The 24,437-nt window shown below is 62.5% G+C and carries 19 protein-coding genes, 2 tRNA genes and 2 pseudogenes; 3 read left to right on the forward strand and 20 right to left on the reverse strand.

The features are described from left to right. Window positions 1-34: 34 nt before the first annotated feature. The 5 genes from pstB to HNR59_RS00425 form a co-directional block, all read right to left on the reverse strand. Complete coding sequence (pstB, locus tag HNR59_RS00405; protein WP_183824405.1) at window positions 35-856, reverse strand: phosphate ABC transporter ATP-binding protein PstB; 822 nt, start codon at window positions 854-856, stop codon at window positions 35-37. 16 nt (window positions 857-872) lie between these two features. Beyond that, the gene (gene pstA / locus HNR59_RS00410) at window positions 873-2,198 is read right to left on the reverse strand and encodes a phosphate ABC transporter permease PstA (protein WP_183824408.1); all 1,326 of its coding nucleotides are present in this window, start codon (window positions 2,196-2,198) and stop codon (window positions 873-875) included. After that, window positions 2,195-3,664, reverse strand: a complete 1,470-nt coding sequence (gene pstC / locus HNR59_RS00415) for a phosphate ABC transporter permease subunit PstC (protein ID WP_183824411.1) — start codon at window positions 3,662-3,664, stop codon at window positions 2,195-2,197. Before pstC ends, pstA begins: the two co-directional genes overlap by 4 nt. Window positions 3,665-3,763: 99 nt before the next feature. After that, window positions 3,764-4,801: a PstS family phosphate ABC transporter substrate-binding protein gene (locus tag HNR59_RS00420; protein WP_183824415.1), complete on the reverse strand. Its 1,038-nt coding sequence runs from the start codon at window positions 4,799-4,801 to the stop codon at window positions 3,764-3,766. A 307-nt stretch (window positions 4,802-5,108) separates the two neighbouring features. Then, on the reverse strand, window positions 5,109-8,312 hold the full coding sequence (locus HNR59_RS00425; protein ID WP_183824418.1) for a response regulator: 3,204 nt from the start codon (window positions 8,310-8,312) through the stop codon (window positions 5,109-5,111). A gap of 333 nt (window positions 8,313-8,645) precedes the next feature. On the opposite strand from HNR59_RS00425, the gene HNR59_RS00430 reads away from it, so the two are divergent. Then, window positions 8,646-9,002 carry a hypothetical protein gene (locus HNR59_RS00430; protein WP_183824422.1) on the forward strand — a complete coding sequence of 119 codons (357 nt, stop codon included), beginning with the start codon at window positions 8,646-8,648 and terminating at the stop codon, window positions 9,000-9,002. A 53-nt stretch (window positions 9,003-9,055) separates the two neighbouring features. Here the strand turns inward: HNR59_RS00430 and HNR59_RS00435 are convergent, their stop codons facing one another. From HNR59_RS00435 to obgE, 7 genes are all read right to left on the reverse strand, one after another. Then, on the reverse strand, window positions 9,056-9,457 hold the full coding sequence (locus HNR59_RS00435; RefSeq protein ID WP_183824425.1) for a DoxX family protein: 402 nt from the start codon (window positions 9,455-9,457) through the stop codon (window positions 9,056-9,058). A 66-nt stretch (window positions 9,458-9,523) separates the two neighbouring features. Continuing rightward, window positions 9,524-10,012 carry a hypothetical protein gene (locus tag HNR59_RS00440; protein ID WP_183824428.1) on the reverse strand — a complete coding sequence of 163 codons (489 nt, stop codon included), beginning with the start codon at window positions 10,010-10,012 and terminating at the stop codon, window positions 9,524-9,526. Window positions 10,013-10,125: 113 nt separating this feature from the next. Next, window positions 10,126-10,200: transfer RNA gene (locus tag HNR59_RS00445), tRNA-Glu, on the reverse strand. Between the two features lie 94 nt (window positions 10,201-10,294). Then, complete coding sequence (locus tag HNR59_RS00450) at window positions 10,295-10,879, reverse strand: nicotinate-nucleotide adenylyltransferase (protein WP_183831203.1); 585 nt, start codon at window positions 10,877-10,879, stop codon at window positions 10,295-10,297. Between the two features lie 80 nt (window positions 10,880-10,959). Beyond that, window positions 10,960-12,246, reverse strand: coding sequence for a glutamate-5-semialdehyde dehydrogenase (locus HNR59_RS00455; RefSeq protein WP_183824431.1), 1,287 nt, complete (start codon window positions 12,244-12,246; stop codon window positions 10,960-10,962). A gap of 122 nt (window positions 12,247-12,368) precedes the next feature. Continuing rightward, complete coding sequence (gene proB / locus HNR59_RS00460; RefSeq protein WP_183824434.1) at window positions 12,369-13,502, reverse strand: glutamate 5-kinase; 1,134 nt, start codon at window positions 13,500-13,502, stop codon at window positions 12,369-12,371. A 4-nt stretch (window positions 13,503-13,506) separates the two neighbouring features. Further along, the gene (obgE, locus tag HNR59_RS00465) at window positions 13,507-14,547 is read right to left on the reverse strand and encodes a GTPase ObgE (RefSeq protein ID WP_183824436.1); all 1,041 of its coding nucleotides are present in this window, start codon (window positions 14,545-14,547) and stop codon (window positions 13,507-13,509) included. A 143-nt stretch (window positions 14,548-14,690) separates the two neighbouring features. Between obgE and HNR59_RS00470 the strand changes: the two genes are divergently transcribed. Further along, a complete protein-coding gene (locus HNR59_RS00470; RefSeq protein WP_183824439.1) occupies window positions 14,691-15,551 on the forward strand; it encodes an endonuclease/exonuclease/phosphatase family protein in 861 nt (286 codons plus the stop codon). A 32-nt stretch (window positions 15,552-15,583) separates the two neighbouring features. On the opposite strand, the gene HNR59_RS00475 is transcribed toward HNR59_RS00470, so the two are convergent. The 3 genes and pseudogenes from HNR59_RS00475 to rplU form a co-directional block, all read right to left on the reverse strand. After that, on the reverse strand, window positions 15,584-16,177 hold the full coding sequence (locus HNR59_RS00475) for a GNAT family N-acetyltransferase (protein WP_183824442.1): 594 nt from the start codon (window positions 16,175-16,177) through the stop codon (window positions 15,584-15,586). 121 nt (window positions 16,178-16,298) lie between these two features. After that, the gene (rpmA, locus tag HNR59_RS00480; RefSeq protein WP_035027213.1) at window positions 16,299-16,568 is read right to left on the reverse strand and encodes a 50S ribosomal protein L27; all 270 of its coding nucleotides are present in this window, start codon (window positions 16,566-16,568) and stop codon (window positions 16,299-16,301) included. A gap of 108 nt (window positions 16,569-16,676) precedes the next feature. Beyond that, window positions 16,677-17,096, reverse strand: a pseudogene (gene rplU, locus HNR59_RS00485) (50S ribosomal protein L21); the annotation flags it as partial. 422 nt (window positions 17,097-17,518) lie between these two features. Between rplU and HNR59_RS00490 the strand changes: the two are divergent. After that, window positions 17,519-17,608: transfer RNA gene (locus tag HNR59_RS00490), tRNA-Ser, on the forward strand. Here the strand turns inward: HNR59_RS00490 and HNR59_RS21015 are convergent. The 5 genes and pseudogenes from HNR59_RS21015 to HNR59_RS00525 all read right to left on the reverse strand — a co-directional run. Beyond that, a pseudogene (locus tag HNR59_RS21015) lies at window positions 17,579-19,228 on the reverse strand (recombinase family protein); the annotation flags it as partial. The gene HNR59_RS00490 and the pseudogene HNR59_RS21015 overlap by 30 nt on opposite strands. A gap of 1,099 nt (window positions 19,229-20,327) precedes the next feature. After that, window positions 20,328-21,065, reverse strand: coding sequence for a GGDEF domain-containing protein (locus tag HNR59_RS00510; protein ID WP_338149058.1), 738 nt, complete (start codon window positions 21,063-21,065; stop codon window positions 20,328-20,330). A 260-nt stretch (window positions 21,066-21,325) separates the two neighbouring features. Next, complete coding sequence (locus HNR59_RS00515) at window positions 21,326-22,279, reverse strand: ABC transporter permease (protein ID WP_009452092.1); 954 nt, start codon at window positions 22,277-22,279, stop codon at window positions 21,326-21,328. Further along, complete coding sequence (locus HNR59_RS00520; protein WP_183824449.1) at window positions 22,269-23,207, reverse strand: ABC transporter ATP-binding protein; 939 nt, start codon at window positions 23,205-23,207, stop codon at window positions 22,269-22,271. The genes HNR59_RS00515 and HNR59_RS00520 overlap by 11 nt, the downstream gene beginning before the upstream one ends. After that, the gene (locus tag HNR59_RS00525; protein ID WP_035029054.1) at window positions 23,204-24,403 is read right to left on the reverse strand and encodes a COG1470 family protein; all 1,200 of its coding nucleotides are present in this window, start codon (window positions 24,401-24,403) and stop codon (window positions 23,204-23,206) included. Before HNR59_RS00525 ends, HNR59_RS00520 begins: the two co-directional genes overlap by 4 nt. Window positions 24,404-24,437: the final 34 nt, after the last annotated feature.

Here is a 24,437-nt window from a genome sequence, read left to right on the forward strand (position 1 = left end):
CGTTCCTCGTCTGTTGGAATGGCCGCAGTAACACTCAGCCGAACCGGCCGGTGATGTAGTCCTGCGTGCGCTTGTCGTCGGGGTTGGTGAACATCTTCTCGGTCGGGCCTTCCTCAACGAGATTGCCGAGATGGAACATGGCCGTGCGCTGCGAGACGCGCGCCGCCTGCTGCATGGAGTGGGTGACGATGACGATGGTGTAGTTCTCGCGCAGCTCGTCGATCAGTTCCTCGACGCGTGCGGTGGCGATCGGATCGAGCGCCGAGCAGGGCTCGTCCATCAGGATCACTTCAGGCGACACGGCGATGGCGCGCGCAATGCACAGGCGCTGCTGCTGACCGCCGGAAAGACCGGTGCCGGCATCATGCAGGCGGTCCTTGACCTCGTTGAAGAGGCCGGCGCGCTTCAGGCTCGATTCCACGATCGCATCCATGTCGGCCTTGCTGCGGGCAAGGCCGTGAATGCGCGGGCCATAGGCAACGTTCTCATAGATCGATTTCGGGAACGGGTTCGGTTTCTGGAACACCATGCCCACGCGCGACCGCAGTTCCACCACGTCGATGTCGCGGTCGTAGATGTCCTCGCCGTCGAGCGTGATCTTGCCCACGACCCGCGCATTGTCGATGGTGTCGTTCATGCGGTTCAGGCAGCGCAGGAAGGTGGACTTGCCGCAGCCCGAGGGACCGATCAGCGCCGTCACCTGATTCTGGCGGACCAGAAGATCCACATCGAACAGGGCCTGCTTGTCACCATAGAAGACGCCGACCTTCTCGCCCCGCATCTTGATGGGTTCGTTGACGGCGGCCACCTTGGCGTTCACGGCATTTTCCAGAGTTGCTTCGCTCATAATGTTCACGATCTTTGTTCCTTAATTACCAGCGCCGTTCGAAGCGCCGGCGCAGCAGGATCGCGGCCAGGTTCATCGCGGCAAGGAAAAGCAGGAGGATGATGATGGCGCCGGAAGTGCGTTCCACGAAGGCACGTTCGGCTTCGTTCGCCCACATGTAGATCTGCACGGGCAGCGCGGTGGCAGGGTCCATCGGCGTGGCGGGATAGTCGGCCACGAAGGCCACCATGCCGATGAGCAGCAGCGGAGCGGTCTCGCCCAGCGCCTGCGCCAGACCTATGATGGTTCCGGTGAGGATACCGGGGGCTGCAAGCGGCAGGACGTGGTGGAACACGGTCTGCATCTTCGAGGCGCCGACACCCAGCGCGCCGGAGCGGATCGAAGGCGGCACCGCCTTGAGGGCCGCGCGGGTGGCGATGATGATCGTCGGCAGCGTCATCAGCGTCAGCACGAGACCGCCGACCAGCGAGGCCGATCGCGGCAATCCCATGAAGTTCACGAACACCGCAAGGCCCAGCAGACCGAACACGATGGAGGGCACGGCCGCCAGATTGTTGATGTTGACCTCGATCAGGTCGGTCCAGCGGTTCTTCGGTGCAAACTCCTCCAGATAGATGGAGGCCGCCACGCCGATCGGCAGCGCCAGCACCAGAACGATCAGCATCATGTAGACCGAGCCGATCAGCGCTACGCCCATGCCGGCGGTTTCCGGCCGGCTGGAAGCGCCGAAGGTGAACAGGCCGCGGTTGAAACGCTCGACCATGGCGCCGTCGGCGGTCAGGGTCTTCATCCAGGCGACCTGCTTGTCCTTGACCTTGCGGCGCGACTCGGGAACCGACATGTCGATCTGGCCCTTATGGGCGGAGTCGACGTCCGCGGCAGCCAGCACCCACACATTCTGCGTGGTGCCGATGACCGACGGATCGGCGATCACCATGTCACGGAGTTGCGTGCGCACACCCTGCGAGATCATGCCGGACAGGAGGCGCAGGTCAGCCCTGTTCTCCTCGGCTTCGACATCAAGCCCGAGCTTTGCGGCAAGAGCATTGCGCGCCAGCAGCGGATAGTTGGCGGTAGCCAGCACATTGGCATCGCTGTCGCGCTTGCCTTCCGGGTCGATGACGCCGGCATCAAAGGTAACCGGCAGGCTGATCGAGGTCTGCCAGAAGGCGGTGTAACCACCCCTGATGACCGTGAACATCAGGGCGCCGAGGAAGAAGATGCCGATGGCGATTGCCGCGATACCGTAGAAGCGGAACCTGCGCTCAGCGCGGTAGCGGCGCTTGAGGCCGATGTCGCGGCGGGCCGGAGCCGTGGCCGTCACGGTGTTGTCGAACGGGATGTCGGTCATTCGTACTGTTCCCGATATTTGCGCACGATGTAGAGCGCCAGCACATTCATGCCGAGCGTGATGACAAAGAGGGTGATGCCGAGGGCGAAGGCCACCAGCGTCTGGGGCGATGTGAATTCAAGGTCGCCGGTCAGCTGGTTGACGATCTTGACGGTGATGGTGGTCATCGCCTCACCCGGATTGATGGTGAGGTTGGCGGCCACGCCTGCGGCAAGCACCACGATCATGGTTTCACCGATCGCCCGTGAGGCGGTCAGCAGCAGCGCGCCGACGATACCCGGGAGGGCTGCCGGCAGGATGACGTTGCGCACCGTTTCGGAGCGCGTGGCGCCAAGGCCGAGCGAGCCGTCGTTGAGAGAACGCGGCACCGCGCTGATGATGTCGTCGGAGAGCGAGGACACGAAGGGAATGAGCATGATGCCCATGACCAGACCCGCCGTCAGCACGCTCTGCGCCGCGATGAAGGGCTGGCCGCCCGACAGTGCCGCCGAAATGTCGCGCAGCAGCGGACCGACCGTCACCAGGGCGAAAATGCCGTAGACGATGGTGGGAATGCCGGCGAGCACTTCCAGCACCGGCTTCACGATCGAACGCACTTTCCGGGACGCATATTCCGACATGTAGATGGCTGCGAACAGACCGACCGGCACAGCGAACAGCATGGCCACCAGCGCGATGTAAAGCGTACCGGCAAGCAGCGGGATCAGACCGAACTGACCGGTTGCACCGCCCGAACCGGCCGCGGCGAAGCGCGGGTCCCACACCGTTCCGAAGAAGAAATTGGAGAGCGGCACGGACTGGAAGAAGGACAGCGTCTGAAACAGCATCGACAGCACGATGCCGACGGTGGTGAGGATGGCGACGGTCGAGGCCGCGATCAGGCCCCACAGCATCACCCGCTCGACATTGTTGCGGGCGCGGCGGCGAAGCGTGATGCCCGACAGCCCGAACCATGCACCTGCCAGCGAAATCAGGATTGCGCCGATGGCGGACCAGAGGGACGAGGCGTCGCTCATCGATCTGTAGGATTCAGCGGCGGGCACCATATAGGGCTCGCCATTCGAGGCCAGCGCCAGACCCTTTGTGGCAAACAGTGCCTTGAGGTCTGCCTGACCGGAACGCACCTGCTCGATTTCAGCGGCGTCAAGCCGGCGCAGGCCGTCGCCGATCGCGTAGATGGTGCCCATCGTCAGCGAACGGTTCACATCCGGTGCGGAGGTCACCTGCCCGGGCAGGCCGCGCCACACGGCGCTGTCGATATAAAGCGGGCTTGCCGCTTTCCAGATAGCGAAAAAGAGAAGGGCCGGGAAGATCGCAAGGACCAGTGCGTAGGAGCCATGATAACCCGGCAGGGAATGCTGCTTGACGCCGGGTTGCGGCTCCAGCCGCGAGGCGCGCATGCGCGCCACGAGAAAAGCCACCACGCCGATGATCAGAACGATGGCAAGAACCCAGGAAACGCTCATGAAGTCTGTCCAATTGGCTTTCAGGGGCAGGCCCTGGATTGCTTCACGCCTAAGATGGCAGGGGCGCGCCCTGGATGGCGCGCCCCGAACCGGTTCTGATCAGAGGGTCTTGCCGGCTTCGAAAGCCGAGCGCTGCTCGTCGCGCTCCCCATCGGGGGCCGACACCAGACCGTACTCGGCCAGCGGGCTCTCAGGGCCGACCATGTCGTCGGAGAGGAAGAAGTTCACATACTCCTTCAGGCCCGGAACGACGTCGAGGTGAGCCTTCTTCACGTAGAAGAACAGCGGACGCGACACCGGATATTCGCCCTTGGCGATGGTCTCGACCGAGGGGCTGACGCCTTCGACGGTGGCGACCTTCAGCTTGTCGGCGTTGTTTTCGTAGAAGGCGAGGCCGAACACGCCAACGCCGGTCTTGTTGGAGTCGATGCGGGCCAGCGTCTCGGTGTAGTCGCCATCGATGTCGACAGCCTTGCCGTCCTTGCGGACCGCGATGCAGGCGGCAGCAGCGGCCTTGTCGTCAGCGCCGGTTGCTTTGATGGCTTCGAGAGCGCCGGCTTCCTTGCAGCCTTCCGTCATCAGCTTCTCTTCGAAGACTTCGCGGGTGCCGTGCTTTTCGCCGGGGATGTAGGCAGCGATATCCCAGTCCGGCAGGGCCGGGTTCACTTCGTTCCACTTGGCGACCTTGTTGTCGACCAGCTTGCCATCGACGATGACCTGAGCGGCGAGCGCCTTGTAGATGTCCTGCGCGGTCAGGGCCCAGTCGGGACCGTTGATGTCGGTGGCGAAGACGATGCCGTCATAGCCGATGCGCACTTCCTGGATGTCGGTGACGCCGGCATCAGCACAGGCCTTCACTTCCGATTCCTTGATCGGGCGCGAGGAATTGGCGATGTCGATGGTGTTCTCGCCGACGCCCTTGCAGAATTCCTTGAGGCCGCCCGAAGAGCCACCCGATTCCACGACCGGGGTCTTGAAGTTGGAATAAGCTTCCGAGAAATTCTCGGCGACGATCTTTGCATAGGGAAGAACGGTCGACGAACCAGCGATCTGGATCTGGTCGCGCGCCGAGGCGAAGCCGGCCGTCGCGGCCAGTGCGAGCGCCGCAACCGACGCGGTGAGAAGGTATCTGTTCATGTGGCCTGCTCCTGTTCGGATGATCTGGCAGCGCTCTTTTCCTAGCGCCCGGTGTGGCCAATAGACCCCGATTATTACAGTCGCATGACAGTTTCGTGTCGGTCCGGTAAAGCTTGCCGCGCAAGGCTTTCGCGGCGCAAAGCCGATCGGTTTGCCCGCCCGATGCGCAAACTGCCTATGTGGTTGTTATCCTGAAATTTGTAGCGGCGGAGGGCGGCGCTGAAGATGCAGAAAACGCGCCTGCGAAAAACAGCCCCGTTTTCCGCCTGATCCACCGACGGTCTGCAAGGCGGGAAGGCGCCGCACTTCAGCGGTGTTGCTTTTCCGCCGCGCCGGAGGGTCCCAGCCAGCGCTCGAGCTTGGCCATGAGCGCCCGTGGGCTGACAGGTTTCGGCAGATAATCGTCCATCCCGCACTCCAGGCACCGCTCCCGGTCGCCCTTGAGCGCATGCGCAGTCACGCCAACGATCGGTACATGCGCCCCGTCGGGTCCTTCGCTCATCCGGATGCGGCCGGTGGCCTCGTAGCCGTTCATCTGCGGCATCGAAACATCCATCAGGATCATCCGCGGCCGCATCCGGTGGAATGCCTCCACGGCGAGCCTTCCATTCCCCACGATCTCGAAGCTGTAACCGCTGTCGCACAGGATCTGGGTAAACACGAGCTGGTTCACCTCATTGTCCTCGGCGACGAGAATGTCGAGGCGGTCATCCTGCGCTTCGCCGTGGGAGAGCGAGGTTGCCGCAGGCACCGCCTCGCGGACAGGCTCCACAGCCTCGCTTGCGGGTTCCGGAGATTGTTCAGCCTCATCAGAGATGGAAAAGCCCCGCTGGCGCTGGATCGCCTCCACCATGGTCTGCAGCAAGGTGGAGGATCGGACCGGCTTGGTCAGATGCGCATGAATGCCGAGATCACGGCACTGTGGATCGGCAATGGAGTGATCCACCGAAGTCAGCAGGATGATCGGCACGTCGCGTAGGCCTGGATCGCTGCGCACCGCGGCAGCCACATCCGGGCCATTCATGCCGGGCATCTGATAGTCTAGCACGATGCACTCGACCCCCAGCCCCCGCGCGACGGCCGCTTTCAGAACCTTCAGTCCTTCCACGCCGTTCGCCGCAGCACAGGAATCGAACGCCCATGCCTGCATCTGCTCGGTCAGGATCGCGCGGTTGACGGCATTGTCGTCAATGATCAGCACGCGCGCGCCGGTTACATCGACGGGCGGCACCGGCCCCGCTGCCGCACGGCTTCCCTTTTCCAGCGGAATATCGAACCAGAAGGTTGATCCCCGGCCGGCTTCGCTTTCCACGCCGATCTCGCCTCCCATCAGCGCCACGAGACGCGACGAGATGGCAAGACCGAGACCCGTGCCCTCATGCCGCCGCGTCGAAGACCCGTCGACCTGGCTGAACTTGTCGAACACCATCGCCAGCTTGTCGGAAGGAATTCCGATGCCCGTATCTGTTACCGCAAAATGCAGAGTGGCCGGACCGTCTGCCTGGCAAGCCGATACGTCGACCAGCACATGGCCGTGGTCCGTGAACTTCACCGCGTTACCGAGCAGATTGAGCAGGATCTGGCGAATGCGGCCCGCATCCCCCAGGAAACACGTCTCCATGCCGGGTTCGAGGCGAACGACAAGCTCCACATCCTTTTCGCGGGCGCGGGCGGCCACCAGCGCAACCGCGTCCTCCACCACTTCCCCTACTTCAAAGGAGGCCCTCTCCAGTACCATCTGCCCGGCATCGATCTTCGAGAAGTCGAGAATGTCGTTGATGATCGAAAGCAGGGCATTGCCCGATTTGACGATGATGTCGGTAAACGTCTTCTGCTTCGGATCGAGATCCGTCTTCGACAGCAGCTCGGCCATGCCAAGCACCCCGTTCATCGGCGTCCGGATCTCGTGGCTCATATTGGCCAGGAATTCGGATTTGGTGCGGTCCGCCTGCTCCGCGCGCTGGCGCGCATCCACCAGCTCCGCCTCGCGCAGCTTCAGTTCGGTGATGTCTGTCGTGGAGCCGATCAGATAGCACGAGCCGTCCGAGGCTTTCATCGCGCTCTTGCGCGCGAACTGATAGCGGACCTTCTGATCCGCCCCGACGACCATTTCCTCGCCTTCCTGCGTGTCGCCGGTGCGCAATACGGCCAGATCGCTGCCCGTCATCTCCCGGCCGTGGATGCCGAACAGCTCCATGTCGGTCTTGCCGACGGCTTCCGCCGCGCTGATTCCCGTCAGTTCGGTCCAGCCGCGATTGACGTAGAACAGCCGGAGATCCTCATGCTTGGCATAGATGGAAACCGGAACGTTATCGATGAGGCCGCGAAACAGCTCGTTCTCGCGCATGGTTGCGCGCAGCGCTTCCTCACGATCCTTCAGCGCGGTGATGTCGTAATAGGAGATCAGCCTGCGCCCGCCGGAAAGGGCGGTCACGGAATAGATCATCGTGAGACCATCGGCCCGGCGGAATTCGCGCGGCAGCACCTTTCCGCTTCTGATTTCCGCCTCCCGGCCGGCGACGTATTCCTCCCATTTGCGGTCCTCCACACCGTAGATACCTGTGTGGCGGTCGGCTTCAAGCAACGCACGGAAGGCGTCCCCGCTGACCTGCGCGGGGGAAAGGTTCCAGAGCTTCCAGAATGCGTTATTGATCAGTTCCACATTCAGATGCTCGTCGACGATGACGATCGCCATGTCGAGCGAGTTCACCATCATTTCGAGGTCGAACCGCAACGCCCTGCTTCTGGCTTCAGCCCGAAGGGCCTCCGCCTTGTGCCCTTCAAGCTCTGTCACATCGCTGCAGGTGGAAATTCGCATTCCCGTATCGGTACGGATCGCACGGCTGAGAAGCACACGGCCATTGGTGAACCGGATCAGACTGGACTGATCGGAAGCCCCGGCACGGGCCTGCAGCATGTTATCGCGCCAGACAGGCCCTTCGAGCCCTTCGGTATCCCACACACCACGCTCAAGTCCAGCATCGAGAATATCGGAATATGAAATGCCCGGCCTGATCACATCGGCAAGAGAACAATAAAGCCGCAGCAGGGCGTCATTGTGAAGCACCAGCACGTCGTTCTCGTCATAGAGGCACATGGCCTCATTGATGGCGTTGAGCGCGGTAAGGGCCTGTCGCGTTTCGCGAATAGCCGTGGCGGGCGCGGGCACAAGGTCGCGCACCTGTTCAGCGATAGCCGTTATGTTGCGCGCGGTGCCCCGGTAGCCGGTGAAGCGTCCATCCGCGTCGAAGCACGGCTCGCCGCTGGTGGAGATCCAGCGGCATTTCTGTGTGCCGTTCTTCAGTTCATAAACGAAATCACGGAAGGCTTTGTGACTTTGCAAGTCGTTCAGGTGGGCAATTGCCTTTTCATTGCCATGCCGGACCTGATCCATGAAATCGAAACGAAGGCGGCCGATCATGTTCTCCGGCGGAATGCCCGTCGCCGCCAGATAATTGTCTGAAAAACGGGTAAAGCGCAGGTCCGGTCCGGTTTCCCAGAACCAGCTCAAATTCGCATCGGACTCAGCCGGATGATGAGACGGGCCGGCATCTGAAACGACGTCGCCGCCATGCGGGACGCAGGCAGATGCATCCACGCCGTGCTGCCGGATCGGCCCCTGCGCATTCCCCATATGAATCCAGCCCTGATCCCCCCGCCGGATACTCCGCATATACATCGTCGGAGCGCGGAATTGTCAGGCTAACGGCAGGTTTTCCATAAGGCAAGGCAAACACTCCGAACTTATGCCCTATGTATAGGTGCATATCTGCAACTCCGGACCTGCAGGACTGCTTTGTCCACATTGCCATCGGCCGGATGTCGCGCTATCGGATTGAACAATATGGTCAGACTGACGCCGATCCCGATGCTCCTCCTCTCGGCAAGCCTGCTTGCAGGCAGCGGCTGCGCGCGCACGGACGACGGAACCGTGATGATCCCGAAGCAGGTAGATGCGCGGCGTATCTGGGATCGCGGTCCCTCCGGGACCCAGACCCCGCCTGTACAGAGCGGCTCGACCTTCGCGCCGGTCGCTTCGCCGCAATATCAGCCGTCGCGCGAGACACGCCCTGCACCTTCACGGCGTAATGCATCCGCACGACCGGACCAGCACTCGCCCTCCTCTTCGGCTCCCGCGAAACCGATTTCCTGCGGACCCGCGCAGGATGCCGGCGGGCGCATACAGATGGTGTGCGACTAAGCACACGCTCTGCAGGCCATGTCAGGAGCAGGCTGGCCGTGAGGCGCTGAATTTCAGGATTTGCGCACGGAAGCGCAGGCCGCGACCATGAGCGCGCCGATCACCGTGACGTGCTCCATGACGACATAGAACTCTATCGTCCTGATGGGTTCTTCCATCGCCCAGAAATTATGGGCCAGCGGAATGGTGAAGGCGGTGAAGACGGCGAGCGCGCCCGCCCCCAGCCACGCCCATCGGTTGAAGATGATCAGCAGCGATCCGCCGATCTGCACGATGATGGTCGCTATGTTGAACAGCCAGCCGGGTTCGAGCCCGAAATGGACCATTTCGCCGACCCCGGCATTGAAATCGATCAGCTTGGCGAGGCCGCTCGACCAGAACATGAACGTCAGCACGATCCGGGCAAGATAGCCGAACCATCCGGAACCCAGTATGGCATTGATGATCTGCGGCATGGAATATCCCCGTCTCGCATTGACGGCGCGCATGAAACCATCATGCCCGGGTGCGCGCAAGCGCGCTCACCTGAGCATGAAGTTCCAGAACAGGCAGCAGAGCGTGAGTGCCGCAAACCCTGAGAATGCGAGGCTGCGCAGCAGGACATTGCGGCGCAGGCTGTTCAGCGCCAGATGGCATCCCACGATCGCCACGGCAAACAGGAAGCGCCAGTCGCCCAGCGTGTTCAATATGCTCGACTGGCCGAACGCCCAGCGGGCAAGCACGCTGCCGATAATCGCCGCCAGCAGGGCGATAGCCGTCCACATCAGGGCGTCGGCGGCGTTGACCAGAACGATGCTCGCCGCCTTCAGCGGCAGGATCATCATGAGCATGGCGCTGAAGAAATAGATGGCGGCCAGCGGCAGGAAATTCTGGGCCGAGGCGATCGCGTCGAGACGGCGAACGCCGACCAGCCCGAACGGATAGCCATGACGTGCGACGGCAAGGCTGAGTGCCATCAACAGGCCGCTGAAGACGGCGATCAGGACGAATGACGTAACGGCCTTGCTCATGACGAACCCATGCAACAGATAAGGAATCTTCCATAGGGTGGTAGCGCACAGCGCCCGCCGCTGCCAAGCCGCGACATACATTCCACAGATGAGGAAAAACCCGGGAAAAGAGTTGGTACGCCCAAGGGGAATCGAACCCCTGTTTGCGCCGTGAGAGGGCGCCGTCCTGACCGCTAGACGATGGGCGCAGCCGAGGTCCGCGATATAGGCTGCCGGATCATAAAAAGCAACAGCCTCAATCCCATTTCCTCAACATACCCGGAAAAAGATGAAGCCCCCGTTTCAGCCGCGTCCGTTGCGGATGGCGGTCGAGGATAGTGTCGAGCGCGGCCCGTGGATGAAGGTCCATGCGGGCGCTTTCATGCGCGCCAGACGCGGCGCGTTCATTTCATCGACACGTGCGTAGTCGAAGGACCGGGCAACCACCGATGACAGGAACGACAATGTCGCTCCCGGCCGGTCGATCACCGCGATGGGAAAGGTCATCATGATGTCGCGCCAGCGTTCCCAGCGATGGAAATCGCGCAGGCTGTCGGCACCCATGATCCATACGAAATCGACGCCGGGGTTTCTGGCCCGCACCAGCGCCAGCGTATCGGCCGTATAGCGCACATGGTGAGCCGCCTCGAAGGCGGTGACCTTGATGCGCGGATTGCGCGTGATCGCTTCGGATCGCGCGATCCGCTCTTCCAGCGATGCAAGCTCGCGCGTGCTCTTCAGCGGATTGCCGGGGGTGACCATCCACCAGAGCTGGTCGAGAGCCAGTCTTCGCAGCGCAATCTCGGCAACCAGCACGTGCCCGGCATGGGGCGGGTTGAAGGAGCCGCCGAACAGCCCGACCTGCATGCCCTTCTCGACATGCGGCATGCGCAGATAGGCGGATTGCACCGATTGGCCGTGCATGGTTCCGCCTCCCCGAAAGCCTGCTTAAAACCGGTGCGCTGCGGTCAAGGCCGCACCTGCCCCGATCCGCGCACCCGATATTTGAACGAGGTCAGCTGCTCGACGCCCACCGGCCCGCGCGCATGCATCTTGCCGGTGGCGATGCCGATCTCGGCACCCATGCCGAACTCGCCGCCATCCGCAAACTGGGTGGACGCATTGTGCAGCAGGATCGCGGAATCGATCTCGTTGAAGAATTTCTCCACCGCCGCCGCATCTTCCGCCACGATCGCCTCGGTATGATGCGAGGAAAAGGTTTCGATGTGCTCGATGGCGCCGGCAACTCCATCCACCAGCTTCACGGAAATGATGGCATCGAGATATTCGGTGCGCCAGTCGTCTTCCGTGGCGGGCGCCGCATCCGCGAACAGGGACAGCACCTCCTCATCGGCGCGGATGGCGCAACCGGCATCGCGCAGCGCCGTCAGCACCGGAACCAGATGCGTGGCAGCCACGGCACGGTCGACAAGCAGCGTTTCCGCAGCGCCACAGATGCCGGTGCGGCGCATCTTGGCGTTGACGGCAATCTTCACCGCCATGTCGAGGTCAGCCGACCTGTCGATGTAGAGATGGCAGATGCCTTCCAGATGCGCGAACACCGGCACGCGGGCTTCGGTCTGTACCCGCTCGACGAGGCTGCGGCCACCGCGCGGAATGATCACGTCCAGATTGCCGCCCAGGCCCTTCAGCATCTCGCCGACGGCAGCGCGGTCGCTGACCGGCACGAGCTGGATGGCGTCCTGCGGCAGGCCCGCGGCCTTGAGCCCTTCGACGAGACAGGCGTGAATGGCGCCGGATGAATTCAGCGAATCCGAGCCGCCGCGCAGAATGACGGCATTGCCGGCCTTGAGGCACAGCGCACCGGCATCCGCCGTCACATTGGGCCGGCTTTCATAGATCACGCCGATGACGCCGAGCGGCGTGCGCACACGCTCGATGTGCAGGCCGTTGGGGCGGTCCCAGCCGGCGATGACATCGCCCACCGGGTCGGGCAGTTCCGCAATCGTCCTGATGCCATCGGCAATGGCGCGGATGCGCTGCGGGTCGAGCTTCAGCCGGTCCAGCATCGCCGGTGAAAGGCCAGCCTCCTCGCCATTGGCCATATCGATGGCGTTGGCGTTCAGAATTTCCGCCTCACCACGCACGATGGCTTCAGCCATGGCGACCAGCGCGGCATGCTTGCGCTCTGGCGAAGCGATGGCCAGTGGCCGGGCCGCGGCCCGCGCCTTGCGGCCGATTTCGGCCATCAACGCCACAGTGTCCTGACGGGAGTTGTCATTCATGTTCAGCATGGTCCCAACTCCGATCAGAGCTAGAGCATTTTGCAGCCGAATAGAAACATTCGGCGTCGCACAAATGCGGCAAAAACAAACGACCAGATCGTTTAATCGATTCCGTGAATCTATGAAACGATCTACATTTCAAATCCGTTGCCATTCACCACGAGGTCGTCCCGGTGGATCATGGCCGAGCGGGCTTCATAACCGAGCACGGCTTCTATCTCCGCCGTCTTCAACCCGGCAATTCTTACGGCATCGGCGGCATCATAGGCAACCAGACCGCGCGCGATCTCGCGGCTGTCGGGGCCCAGGATCGCCACCGTGTCGCCGCGCGAGAAGTTTCCGGCCACCTGCCGCACGCCGGCCGGCAGCAGCGACTTGCCCGAAAGAAGCGCCTTCACCGCGCCGTCATCCACCGTCAGGCGCCCGGCTGGTTCGAGTTGGCCGGCGATCCATGTCTTGTAGCCCTTGACCGGATGGGCGCTCGGCCTGAACAGGGTGGCGCGCTCCCCGCGCTCGATCGCCATCAGCGGCGACTGGCGGGTGCCGGCGGTGATGATCATCGCCGTGCCAGCGCCGGTGGCAATCTTGCCGGCATCGAGCTTGGTGCGCATGCCGCCGCGCGACAGTTCGGACGCCGCCGCTCCCGCCATCGCCTCGATGTCGGGCGTGATGCGCTCAACCACCGGAATGAACTCTGCATTGGGATCAATCGCCGGCGGGGCAGTGTAGAGCCCGTCGATGTCCGACAGCAGCACCAGCAGGTCGGCGCCCATCATGGTGGCGACACGAGCCGCCAGACGATCATTGTCGCCATAGCGGATTTCGGAGGTGGCGACGGTGTCGTTCTCGTTGATGACCGGAACCGCCTTCATCTTGAGCAGCGTCGAGATCGTGGCCCGCGCATTGAGATAGCGCCGCCGCTCCTCGGTGTCGCCCAGCGTCAGCAGGATCTGGCCCGAGGTCAGGTCATGGTGGCCGAGCGCTTCTGCCCAGGCACCTGCCAGCGCGATCTGGCCGACGGCTGCCGCCGCCTGGCTTTCCTCCAGCTTCAGCGCCCTGCGCCCCAGCCCAAGCATGGTGCGGCCGAGCGCGATGGCGCCCGACGAGACGACGAGGATTTCCGCGCCATTTGCCGCCAGCGCGCCGATATCGTCGGCGAGCGATGCCAGCCAGTCACGCTTCAGCCCCTTGTTGCGGTCGACCAGCAGAGCCGAGCCGATCTTCACCGTGATGCGGCGATAGTCCTTCAGCGAAAGAGCACTCATGCGATCAGACTTTCCAGCGGTCTTCATCTTCGCCGGTTTTGGGCGACGCAAGCGCACGCGCCTCCTCGACCACCGCCATGAGGGCCCGCAGCACCGCCTCGACGCCCTCGCGCGTCACGGCCGAGAGCAGAAAAGGGGTCGTCCCACAGGCGCGCTTCAGTGCGGCCAGCTTCTTCTTGCGCTCATCCGCATCGAGCGTGTCGACCTGGCTGAGCGCGACGATCTCCGGTTTTTCAGCGAGGCCGTTGCCATAGGCTTCAAGCTCGCCGCGCACGGTCTTGTAAACCTTGCCGGGATGCTCTTCCTGCGCCGAAACCAGATGAAGAAGCACACGCGTGCGCTCGACATGGCCGAGGAAGCGGTCGCCGATGCCGATGCCTTCATGCGCGCCTTCGATCAGGCCCGGAATATCGGCAATGACGAACTCGCGCGCATCGATACGCGCCACACCGAGCCCCGGATGCAGGGTGGTGAAAGGATAGTCGGCGATCTTCGGCTTCGCCGCCGTCACCGTGGCGAGAAACGTCGATTTTCCTGCGTTGGGAAGCCCCACCAGACCGGCATCGGCAATCAGCTTCAGCCGCAGCCAGATGCTTTTTTCCACACCCGGCAGACCGGGGTTGGCGCGGCGCGGCGCCTGATTGGTGGAAGTCTTGAAATGCTGGTTGCCGAACCCGCCATTGCCGCCCTTGGCCAGCAGGTAGCGCTGGCCGGGTTCGGTCAGGTCGCAGATCAGCGTTTCGTTGTCGTCCTCGAAAATCTGCGTTCCGGCCGGCACCTTCAGCACCACATCGGCACCCTTTGCCCCGGTGAGGTTACGGCCCATGCCGTGAACGCCGGTTTTGGCCTTGAAATGCTGCTGATAGCGATAGTCGATCAGCGTGTTGAGCCCGTTTACGGCCTCGGCCCAGACATCGCCGCCGCGACCGCCGTCGCCACCGTCGGGCCCCCCGAACTCAATGAATTTTTCCCGGCGGAACGACACCGAACCGGCACCGCCATCGCCGGAGCGTATGTGAACCTTGGCCTGATCGAGGAATTTCATCGGACTCCAGCGCTTTCGCTGCTCTTGCGTTTCATGAAAGTGCCCTTCACTAACCTATGGTGTGGCGAAGTGCGAGTGCGCTTATGCCGAAATGAGCATGAGCGGAAAATGTCGGCTGCGGCAGCCGGCGGAGAAGGAAGCAGATGAAGCTGGTCAGCTACAATGTGCAGTTCGGCGTCGGGCGCGACGGCAAGGTCGGGCTGGAGCGCATCGCCGCCAGTGTTGCCGGCGCCGACATCATCGCCCTGCAGGAAGTGACCCGCAACTACCCCACCAATGGCGGCATCGACATGGTCGCGGGGCTGACAGCCCTGCTGCCCGATCATCACCATGTCTATGGCGCGGCCATGGACATCGATTTCGGCGCCCTGATGCCGGAGCCGCCCAGACCGGCGATCCGCTTCCAGTTCGGCAACATGCTTTTGTCGCGCTGGCCGATCGTCTCCTGCCGCAACCTGTTCCTGCCCCGCAGCCGCACCTACGACAAGGCCAATCTCCAGCGCGCAGCGCTTGAGGGGCTGATCGTCACGTCGCTCGGTCCTCTGCGCATCTACAGTACCCATCTCGACCACGTCAGCGCCGAGGAGCGGATTATGCAGATCCGCCACCTGAAGGAACGCCTCTTCGCCTATCCGATGGAGGGCGGCGCCATCACCGGCGCCGGCGAATACGGCTTTCCCGAGCCGCCCTGCCCGGAAGATTTCGTGCTGATGGGCGATTTCAACATGCGCCCCGGCGAGCCCGAATATGCGGAGATGACAGGCACCCCCGACACGCTGTTCGGCCGCCGCATCGTTGCCCATCACCCGGTGGACACCTCGCGCCTTGCCGGTCCCGCTCCGGAGGGAAGCGTGAGCTGGACCGATCTTTCGGGTGCCGGCCAGCATTCGCGGCTCGACTACTGCTTCGTCTCCGCAGGCCTTGCGGGACGGGTAAAGAACTGCTGGATCGACAACGACGCCGACGGCTCCGACCACCAGCCGGTGTGGACGGAGCTCGCATAGAGCCTCAAACCGAAAGGCGTCGCGCTTGCGGATCACGAGCGGGCCCAGGACCTCAGGCTGGACCAGGTGCGGCGGTCGAGCCTGTAGCGCTCGATCGGCACCTTGCCGGCGATGATCGAGTTCAGCATGCCCTGCCCGGCATACTGGAAACCGCACTTGTGGATCACCCGGCGCGAGGCCGGATTGATGACCCGGCAGGACGCATGCAGCGTGTTGATCTCCGTGACCCGGAAAGCAAGGTCGACCAGCGCATGCGCGGCTTCCGTGGCATAGCCCTTGCCCCAGTGCGGCTCGCCGATCCAGTAACCGAGTTCAAGGCCGCGCTCGTTGCGGGTGAGCCCCGCGCAGCCGACCAGCGCGCCATTGTCGGCAAGGGTCAGCGCATAGACGACGCCGCCAAGGCCGGCCAGCTTGCTGGTGGCAACGAAGCTGCGGGCCTCCGCCTCGCCATAAGGATGCGGCATGCGCCCGAGCATCTCGGCGACGCGACGGTTGTTCGCCAGCTCGGCGAGATCCTCGACGTCCTCCTCATGCGGAGCACGCAGAACCAGACGCTCGGTGACCAGCACCGGGCAGTCTATTCTCAGATCGTAGTAGTCTTCGGCGTCTTCCTTCTCGACGACCATGGCCTGATCCCTCCAGGGCAAAGAAAAAGGGGAGATGGCGACCCATCTCCCCTGATCCTTTTCTGGTCTGGCCAGACACCGGTTCCCGAGATGGGCGCCGGTGTTGTGGTGCGGAAACCGGCTACTCCGCGGCTTTCGGCATCGGGTTTACCGACACGTAGGTTCGGCCGTTGGCTTTCTTCGCAAACGACACGGCACCTGCTTCAAGAGCGAAAAGGGTATGATCCTTGCCCATGCCGACATTGACGCCGGGATGCCATTGGGTGCCGCGTTGACGAATAATGATGTTGCCGGGAATCACGGATTCCCCGCCGAACTTCTTCACGCCAAGGCGCTTCGACTCCGAATCGCGACCGTTGCGCGACGAACCGCCAGCTTTCTTGTGTGCCATCTTGGTGCTCCTTTGCGCCGTTTCAGGCGCCTGCAATCTCTATGAACGCGTTGGCGTTCCGTTTCAAGCCTGCAAGGACGGCAAAAACCGCCCTGCCGTTGCTTACTCTGCTGCCGCGTCCTCGGCCTTGGCCTTCTTGGGCGCTGCCTTTTCCTTCTTCGGCGCGTCTTCCTTGGCCTCGGCCTTGGCAGCCGCCTTCTTGGAAGGCTTGGCGCCACCGGTCAGGATCTCGGAGATCCGCACGGTGGTGAGAAGCTGGCGATGGCCGATCTTGCGGCGCGAATTCTGGCGACGGCGCTTCTTGAACGCAATGACGGTGCGGGACTTGCCCTGCGCCACGATCTCGGCGGCGACGATGGCGCCTTCCACGAGCGGCGCGCCGATGACGACATTCTCGCCCTCGCCATGCGCCAGCACCTGGCCGATTTCGACGATATCGCCGACTTCGCCCGAAACCTTCTCGATCTTAAGCACGTCGTTGGCGGCTACGCGATACTGCTTGCCGCCCGTTTTGATGACTGCGAACATTTTTTGCCTTTCGCTGTTCGGTCGGCCTTGTCGATCCGCTTTGGTTCCGGTTGGCCCTGCAGGGCGCTACATGCCGGAGCTTGTGGATCGGCCGTCTTTTTGTCAGTCTGCGGGTTCAATAGACAACAGGCGCGGACCACAGCCCACGCCGATTGCGCGCCGTCCGTAGACGATGATCAGGGCGAAGTCAAGGAAAATGCCCTTGGCCGGCCAGCCGGAACGCTCCGCCGGCCAACACCTTGCGCGCCTTGCCGGGCGAACCACAAGAGCCTTACGCCATCCCCTTCACTCATCCCGCCCACGGCTTGTACGCCGTCCGGCATGAAAAACGAAAACCTTTCCGAAGACGCCTTATTGGCCCTTGTATCGGAACGCGACTGCCGTTATCTAGTGCGCCGCTGGCAACGGCCGACCACACTTGCGGAGAAGTGGCAGAGTGGTTGAATGCACCGCACTCGAAATGCGGCATGGGTGCAAGCCCATCGGGGGTTCGAATCCCTCCTTCTCCGCCACTTCGGTCCGCTTCTGGGCACGCCAATCGCCGCCGGTGGCCGCACGTTCTCCGTAAAAAGCGTTCTCAGCAGTTCCGTCTTCGATCCCATGATGCGAACGGCATCGTCAGCGACCTCAACTCGTTGCGCCAGCGCCCGCAGGTGATCCCGCCGATAGCCGCCCTCACGGTTGCGGATAAGATCGCGGGCAACTTTCGAAAAGCGACGTATCATCTCGGGGCTGATGGCAGAGTGACCGGGACTATCGAGCATCGCTTGTGCGCGGTCGGCATCCACACGAGCCTGGTCGCGGATAACCTTGAGACCAACGATCCGCTCCTTCAGCGCCGGATCTTCCAGATCGGCTACACCTGCCTCGATAGCATCGTATAGCCTCTTCAGTCGCAGTTCCGATTCTGTAGCCCGTCGTTCCAGCTCATCAATGTGTTGTTTTCGCCGCTCAGCCTGTTCAGAGCGGCGGCCGAGAACACTGCCAAGGAGGTCCTCAAGCCGTTCTGGATCAAGCAGCCGATCTTCGATGTGGTTGACGACCATGGTGTCGAGCTTGTCCATCGGGATCGCTCGCCCCTTACAACCCGTTTCGCCCTGCCGGGCCTTTATGGAGCAGGCATAGTAGCGGTAGCGGCCGCTTTTTCCGGTGCGGATGGTCATGGCTCCCCCGCAATTGCCGCAATAGCAGATGCCGGTCAGCAAGGTCGGCCCGATGACCACGCGAGCTGGCAGATCGGTCTTGGGGTTGCGCGCCTGTAGCAGCGCCTGAACCTGATCGAACGTTTCGCGCTCGATGATCGCCGGAACAGACACGATGACGATCTCCCCCGGTGAGCGCGCATCGGTATGCTTGCTGCGCTTTCCCCACTCGTGTTCACCGACATAGGTGCGGCGCGTCAGAACGCGGTGAACCTGACCGATGCCCCAACGGCCCCCATCACGGGTGAAGATACCCTTGGCGTTAAGATATTTGACGATGGCCTTCACGCCCATCTGGCCACTATCGCCAACGCCTTCCAGCGCGAGCCGGTAGATCAAGCGGATCGTGTCGGCATGCAACGGGTCGATCTCCAGCTTTTTCTTGGTCTTGGCGCCGCGCTGCTCGGCATCCACGACCCGATAGCCGATCGGCGGAAGCGAACCGTTCCAGAAGCCCTGACGGGCATTTTCCTTCAAGGCGCGGGTGACGTGCTTGGCGTTTTCCTTGGATTGATATTCATCGAACAGCGCCATGATCTGCCGCATCATGACGTGCATGGGATCATCGCCCATTTCCTGAGTGATGGAGACCAGCTTGATGCCATTCTTGGCGAGTTTCCTGACGTAAAACTCCAGCTCGAAGTGATCGCGGAAGAACCGGCTGAACGAATGGACCACGACTACGTCAAAGGGCGCAGGCTTGGACGTGCTCGCTTCGATCATGCGCTGGAACTCAGGCCGCCGATCATTGGTCGCCGAGGCGCCGGGCTCAACGAAGGTCTCGACGAGCTGAAAGCCGCGCGCCTCACACCAGGCTTCGCCCTGCCGCTTTTGGTCGGGAATGGAAACATCGTGTTCGGCCTGCCGCGTGGTCGAGACGCGCAGATAGAGAGCGGCCCGCACGGCAATGGTTGGCGATTTAGCATTCATTTGCGGGTTCCTTTCTTGCGGCGTTTGACCAATGGCAGGACCAGCTCTACCCGGTCATGGATGAGCCTGGGCACCAGCCTGAGCCCCTTGCCTTTCTCCATCCGGACAAGGCCACAGGCCGCCATGGTTTTGAGTGTTCGGGACAGGTTGGATTTCGCGCGCCCCGTGATCTGTGCCAGTTCCTCCAGCGAATCCGGCTCCTGTTCACGAATTAGGCGGAGCAACTCGCAATTGGCTGGTGAGAGGAGCTTCGCGAATGACATGGTCGAAGCAAACCACACTGTTGGCTCGCCGGGCGTGGGCCTTTCCTCGCCCTTGGCGATCCGCATGGTTCTCGCTCTCATTTCCTCTGGGTCGGCAATACCGACCTTCAATGTTGACATGGCATCGCCCGATGATCCGGTTAAGGCTTTTCGTTATCATAATACGATAACCTTCTTAAGTCATCGGGCAGATCGATCGGGCCGAACATCTCGTCGAACACATCGCCGAACCAACGCTCGAAGACCTTAATCTCGGCCTCGGTGATCGGCACGTCCTCCGGCCAGTCGTCGATGACGGGGAGCCTTTCGACAGCGAAAACATGGGACGGACTGCCGCGAGGCGGGCTGATGCGCGGCGTGGGATCGTCTTCATAGTCGTAGAGATCGTCGGGGAGAGTTCCATGGGCTGGCTGTCTTAGGCTGCCTCTTTGGACGCGGCGGTGCTCTGCGCACATGGTATCCTCCTGATTCTGGATGCTTCCGAAGAGCTCAAGTCTCGGAACCAGGCGAACCATGGAGGGGAGACGGCGGCCTGTAGCGTGCCGCATGTAGAAGGATGCGCGAACGGCACCCCTCTGTTACGCTATGCGTTAGAAAAAATGGCGTTCATCAACGTTCGCGAACAAGGGGAAGCGGTATTCTAGCGGCAGCGCGGCTTCGGTTCTTTAACGGGCGATCCGTTCGGCACGATTCTGACGGAGCAGTCGATTGGATGCCTTGGCTTGACGAAGCCTACAAGCCGTAGCGGCAGGACATTCTATCATGGGCAGGATGGTTTTAGCAGGATCAGCTCGTGGCCAAGCGCGCACCCGCCGCTGACTTTATCTTTGGTCGACTCAAGCCGCCTTATCGATAGCCGTGGGAGCAGGACGGCTACGCTTTTTAGCGTAAAGCTCGCTGTCGGCGCGGGAGATCATTTCCCGGAACGTAAGCTTCGGATGGCATTTCTGCATCCCAACGGAGAATGAAAGCGGATAGTCCAGCCCTGTTTTACGGAGGAATTCGTTTCGGGCGGCGGATCCGACCTGTGTCACCAGTTGATTGACAGTGTTTGCGTCAGCCTTTGGCAGATAGGCGCAAAACTCGTCACCACCGATCCGCGCGATGAGGCACTCATCACCTAGCACCAGTTCCAATGCCTGCGCGAACGAGATGATAGCGTCATCTCCTACAAGATGCCCATGTTCGTCGTTTATCGCTTTCAGGTAGTCCATGTCGGCAATGATGAACTTGCCGCCCGCGCGATGGGCCATTGCAAGATTGAATTGTCTCTCGAAACTGCGTCTGTTGAGAAGGCCCGTCAACGGGTCGGTGCTGGCGCATTTTGCAAGTTCTCTCGCTTCTTTCAGCAGGTTGCGGTAGGCTTTCTCAAGTTTCTCGATTTTGGCAAAGAGCATGATAGCAATCGGAAACGCGATGATGAACGGCAAGATGAGCCGTACCATGATCGTGATCGTGTCCGACTGGACACCCAGGTAGAAACGGATCCCCGTAGAGACGGATATCGAAATCGCGGCACATATGATGGTCACGATGGCGGACTTCTTCAGAACACCTCTCGATGGGAAAGCCACCATCATTCTCCTAAATGAGTTAGAACCTGCCGCTTGTTACAATATTTTGGTGTCGGGGCAGCTAATCGTATATCTACAACTTGAGCGAAAGGCTGGGCAACGACGGGCGGGAGTATCCCGCAATCTGGCGATAGCGACAGCCACATGGGTTCGCGCCTCCAGCCAGTCGCTTGCCTGCCCGACGGAAAATGCAGAACTCCTCCGCCAGATCAGCTTGCGTCCAGCGGAGGATGGCGTTCAATGGCTCAGGCCCGCGGCCATCATGCCCGCACCTCCTGCCGCTGGAACACGACATAGGCGAGCGTGAACAGGACCAGCATCGCGGCGATCAGGCCGGAGATCTGCGGCCAGACGATCAGCAAGCTCTGCATGGTCGGCAGCGGTGCGCCGATCACCGCGCCCTGCATCTGGTGCATGAACAGCGGCCCGACGGAGCGCGCGGCAGGGTCCAGTAACAGCCCCGTGACCTCGCCATAGAGCGTCTGCGGCGAGATGCGGGCGATCGCCTGCTGCCACTCGAAGCGGTTGAGCACGCTCATCGGATCGAACGGGTCGATCGGCGCGACGATCCCCGCGACCAGCGGCGCGATCATGCCCCAGAACACGGTGAGCACCAGCCAGACGGAGAGCGCGGCCAATGCCGAGGTGGCGGGCGAGCGGATTACGGTCGAGAATGCGATTGCGAGCGCGAGCCAGACGCCGGCATAGGCGAGCGTCGCGGCAAGCCAGAACACGCCGCGCACGATATCCGCGCCGGAAGGCGGCAGGCCGAGGAAGAGCATGCCAAGCCCGACCATCATCAGCCACAGTGTCAGGAGGGCGATGGCGATGACCAGCAGGCCGCCGAGGAATTTTCCGAACAGCACGGCGTCGCGATAGATCGGCTGGGCAAGCAGCCGGCTCATGGTGCGCCGGTTGAACTCGCCGTTGATGGCATCAAATCCGAGCGCGATAGCCACCAGCGGCAGCAGGAAGCCGAGAAATGCAGCGAAAGACGGCAACGGCTCGCGCGCCACCGTGAACAGCTTGAGGAACAGATAGGCGTCTTGCGCCGTCGTGTCGCGGATGCGGTCGATGGCGCCGTAGACCGCTCCGATGGCCGTGAGCAGAACCAGCAGCATGATGAGATGCATTCGGGCGCTCGTCATGTGGTCGGCCGCTTCCTTGAGCGCCACCGTGCCCACACCCCTGAACGGAGATCCTTCACGCTGCATTGGCAACCTCCCTGAAGTAACGGTTGTAGGCTTCGTCGAGGCGGGCGCGGCGCAGGTCGAGGTTCTTCAGCCTGCCGCCGGCCTCGACCACGAGTTTTGCGAGATCGGACCGCACATCGCGCGTCGCCTCGACCTGCCAGAGGCCGTGGGAGGCGGATGCAACCGATGTCACGCCGTCGGTCTTGCTCGCGAGTTGGCCGAGGTCGATCCCATCCGCCTCAACATCGATGACGAAGGAACCGCGCCCGATCCTCGCGGCCAGTTCCTCGATCGTGCCGAAGAAGCCGATGCGGCCCTTATTGAACAGCGCCACGCGGCTGCAGATCGACTGCACCACGTCGAGCATGTGCGAGGACAGCAGAATAGTCATGCCGCCGCGCGACAGATCGAGAATGAGGTCGAGCAGCTCCTGCGTCGATTGCGGATCGAGGCCCGAGGTCGGCTCGTCGAGGATCGCTATCCTGCAGTCGCGCATCAGCAGTTCGGCAATGCCGAGGCGTTGGCGCATGCCCCGCGAATAGGTGGCGACCGGACGGTCGGCGGGGGCGCTGAGCCGCACCTTCTCGAGTGCTGCCGCGATGCGCTCCTTCGCCAGTTCGCGCGACATGCCAGCGAGCTTCGCCGTATAGGCGAGGTTCTCCCTGCCGGTCATCGTGTCGTAGAAGCCGACCGAGTCCGGCAGGTAGCCGACCTCGCGCTTGACCTCCAGCGGCCGGCGCAGCGGGTCCTTGCCCAGGATACTGACGCTTCCCTCGCTCGCTTCCGTGAGGCCGAGCAGCATCAGGATCGTCGTGGTCTTGCCCGCGCCGTTGGGACCGAGCAGGCCGATCACCTCACCCTGGTTGACGGAGAGGTCGACGCCGGCCACGGCCACCGCGTCGCCATAGCGCTTGGCGAGGCCCTTCGCTTCGAGAACGACCGTGCTCATCGCCGCCCGTACCTCATTACTGCGCCGCCCAGCACCAGCGCGGCGACGGCGATCACGCCAAGCCCTGCAGCGCCCCACATCGTCGAGGTCCTGACCGTGACGCGGAACTGCACGCTTTCGGAGACGGTGTCGTTGGAGGCCCGCACCGACACCATGTAATCGCCGGCGATCGCCTGTTCGGATGGGGTGATTTTTACATTGACCTCGCCGGTGGAGTTCGGCGCGATCTGGGCAACGTCCCGCGGCTCGAACGCGACCGTCCAGCCGGAGGGCGGCGTGGCGGAAAGCTCCAGATCGGTCGCGGGAGCAGTTCCGGTGTTGACGAGGGTGAAGGTGAAGCTCGACTCTCTGCCGGCCACCGCCTCGCCAGACAGGCGCTCCTGCGGGCCGACGATGGCGACTTGCGGTTCGCCCGTTACGTCGAGGCTGAGCTGCGTGGTTCCGGAAAGCCCTTCGCCGGAAACCTCGAACCCGGCTTCATAGCGCCCGGCTGCGACCCCACGCGATGGGATCACCTCCATCGTGACCGTCTCGATCGCGCCGGCGGCGATGGGCAGGCCGGTGATCTCTTCCGAGCCATAACCCTTCTTGAAGCGTGTCTGGAAGCCGGCCGGCACGCTGGCTGTCAGATTGAACAGCCCGTCTTCCGCGCCTTCGTTCTTCACCTTGATCTTGAAGGAGAAGGTCGAGCGCGCGGTGCCGCGTAACGCAGGCAATTCCGGCTCAAGCGAAAGGCCGGAGGCGGCCTCCTCGGTTTCCGACAGGCGCACCACAAGCGGCAGGGTCACCGTCTCTGCTGCGGTGCGGGCGCGGACCTCGATGGCGTGTTCGCCGTCGGTGAAAGCGTCTTCCGGAGGGGTGAGTTCGAGCGTCAGCCGCTCGGTCGAATCCGGCGAGACGATCGCTGCCGTCACCTCGCGGCCGCCGCCCTTCAGCGACCACTCCCAGCCCTCGGGCACGCCGGACACTTCAATCGTGGCACGCTGGGGCGGCAGCTTTTCATTGCGCAGCGACAGCGAAACCGACTGCGTTTCGCCCGGCTTGATGGTCATCTCTGGCCAGGACGTCGTCAGCCAGAAGCCGCTGAGTTCGGCGGATTGCTGCGCGTCAGGGGTTTCCTGTGCGCCAAGCGGCAGCGGCGCCATCAACGTTGCGCCGAGCGCGGCTGCCATCAATGTTGTGGTGAATGTCCTCATCATGTTCTCCCGTATTCACAACGAACAGTCAGCA

Origin of the sequence: Aquamicrobium lusatiense, assembly GCF_014201615.1 — a bacterium.
Classification (GTDB): Bacteria; Pseudomonadota; Alphaproteobacteria; order Rhizobiales; family Rhizobiaceae; genus Mesorhizobium; species Mesorhizobium lusatiense.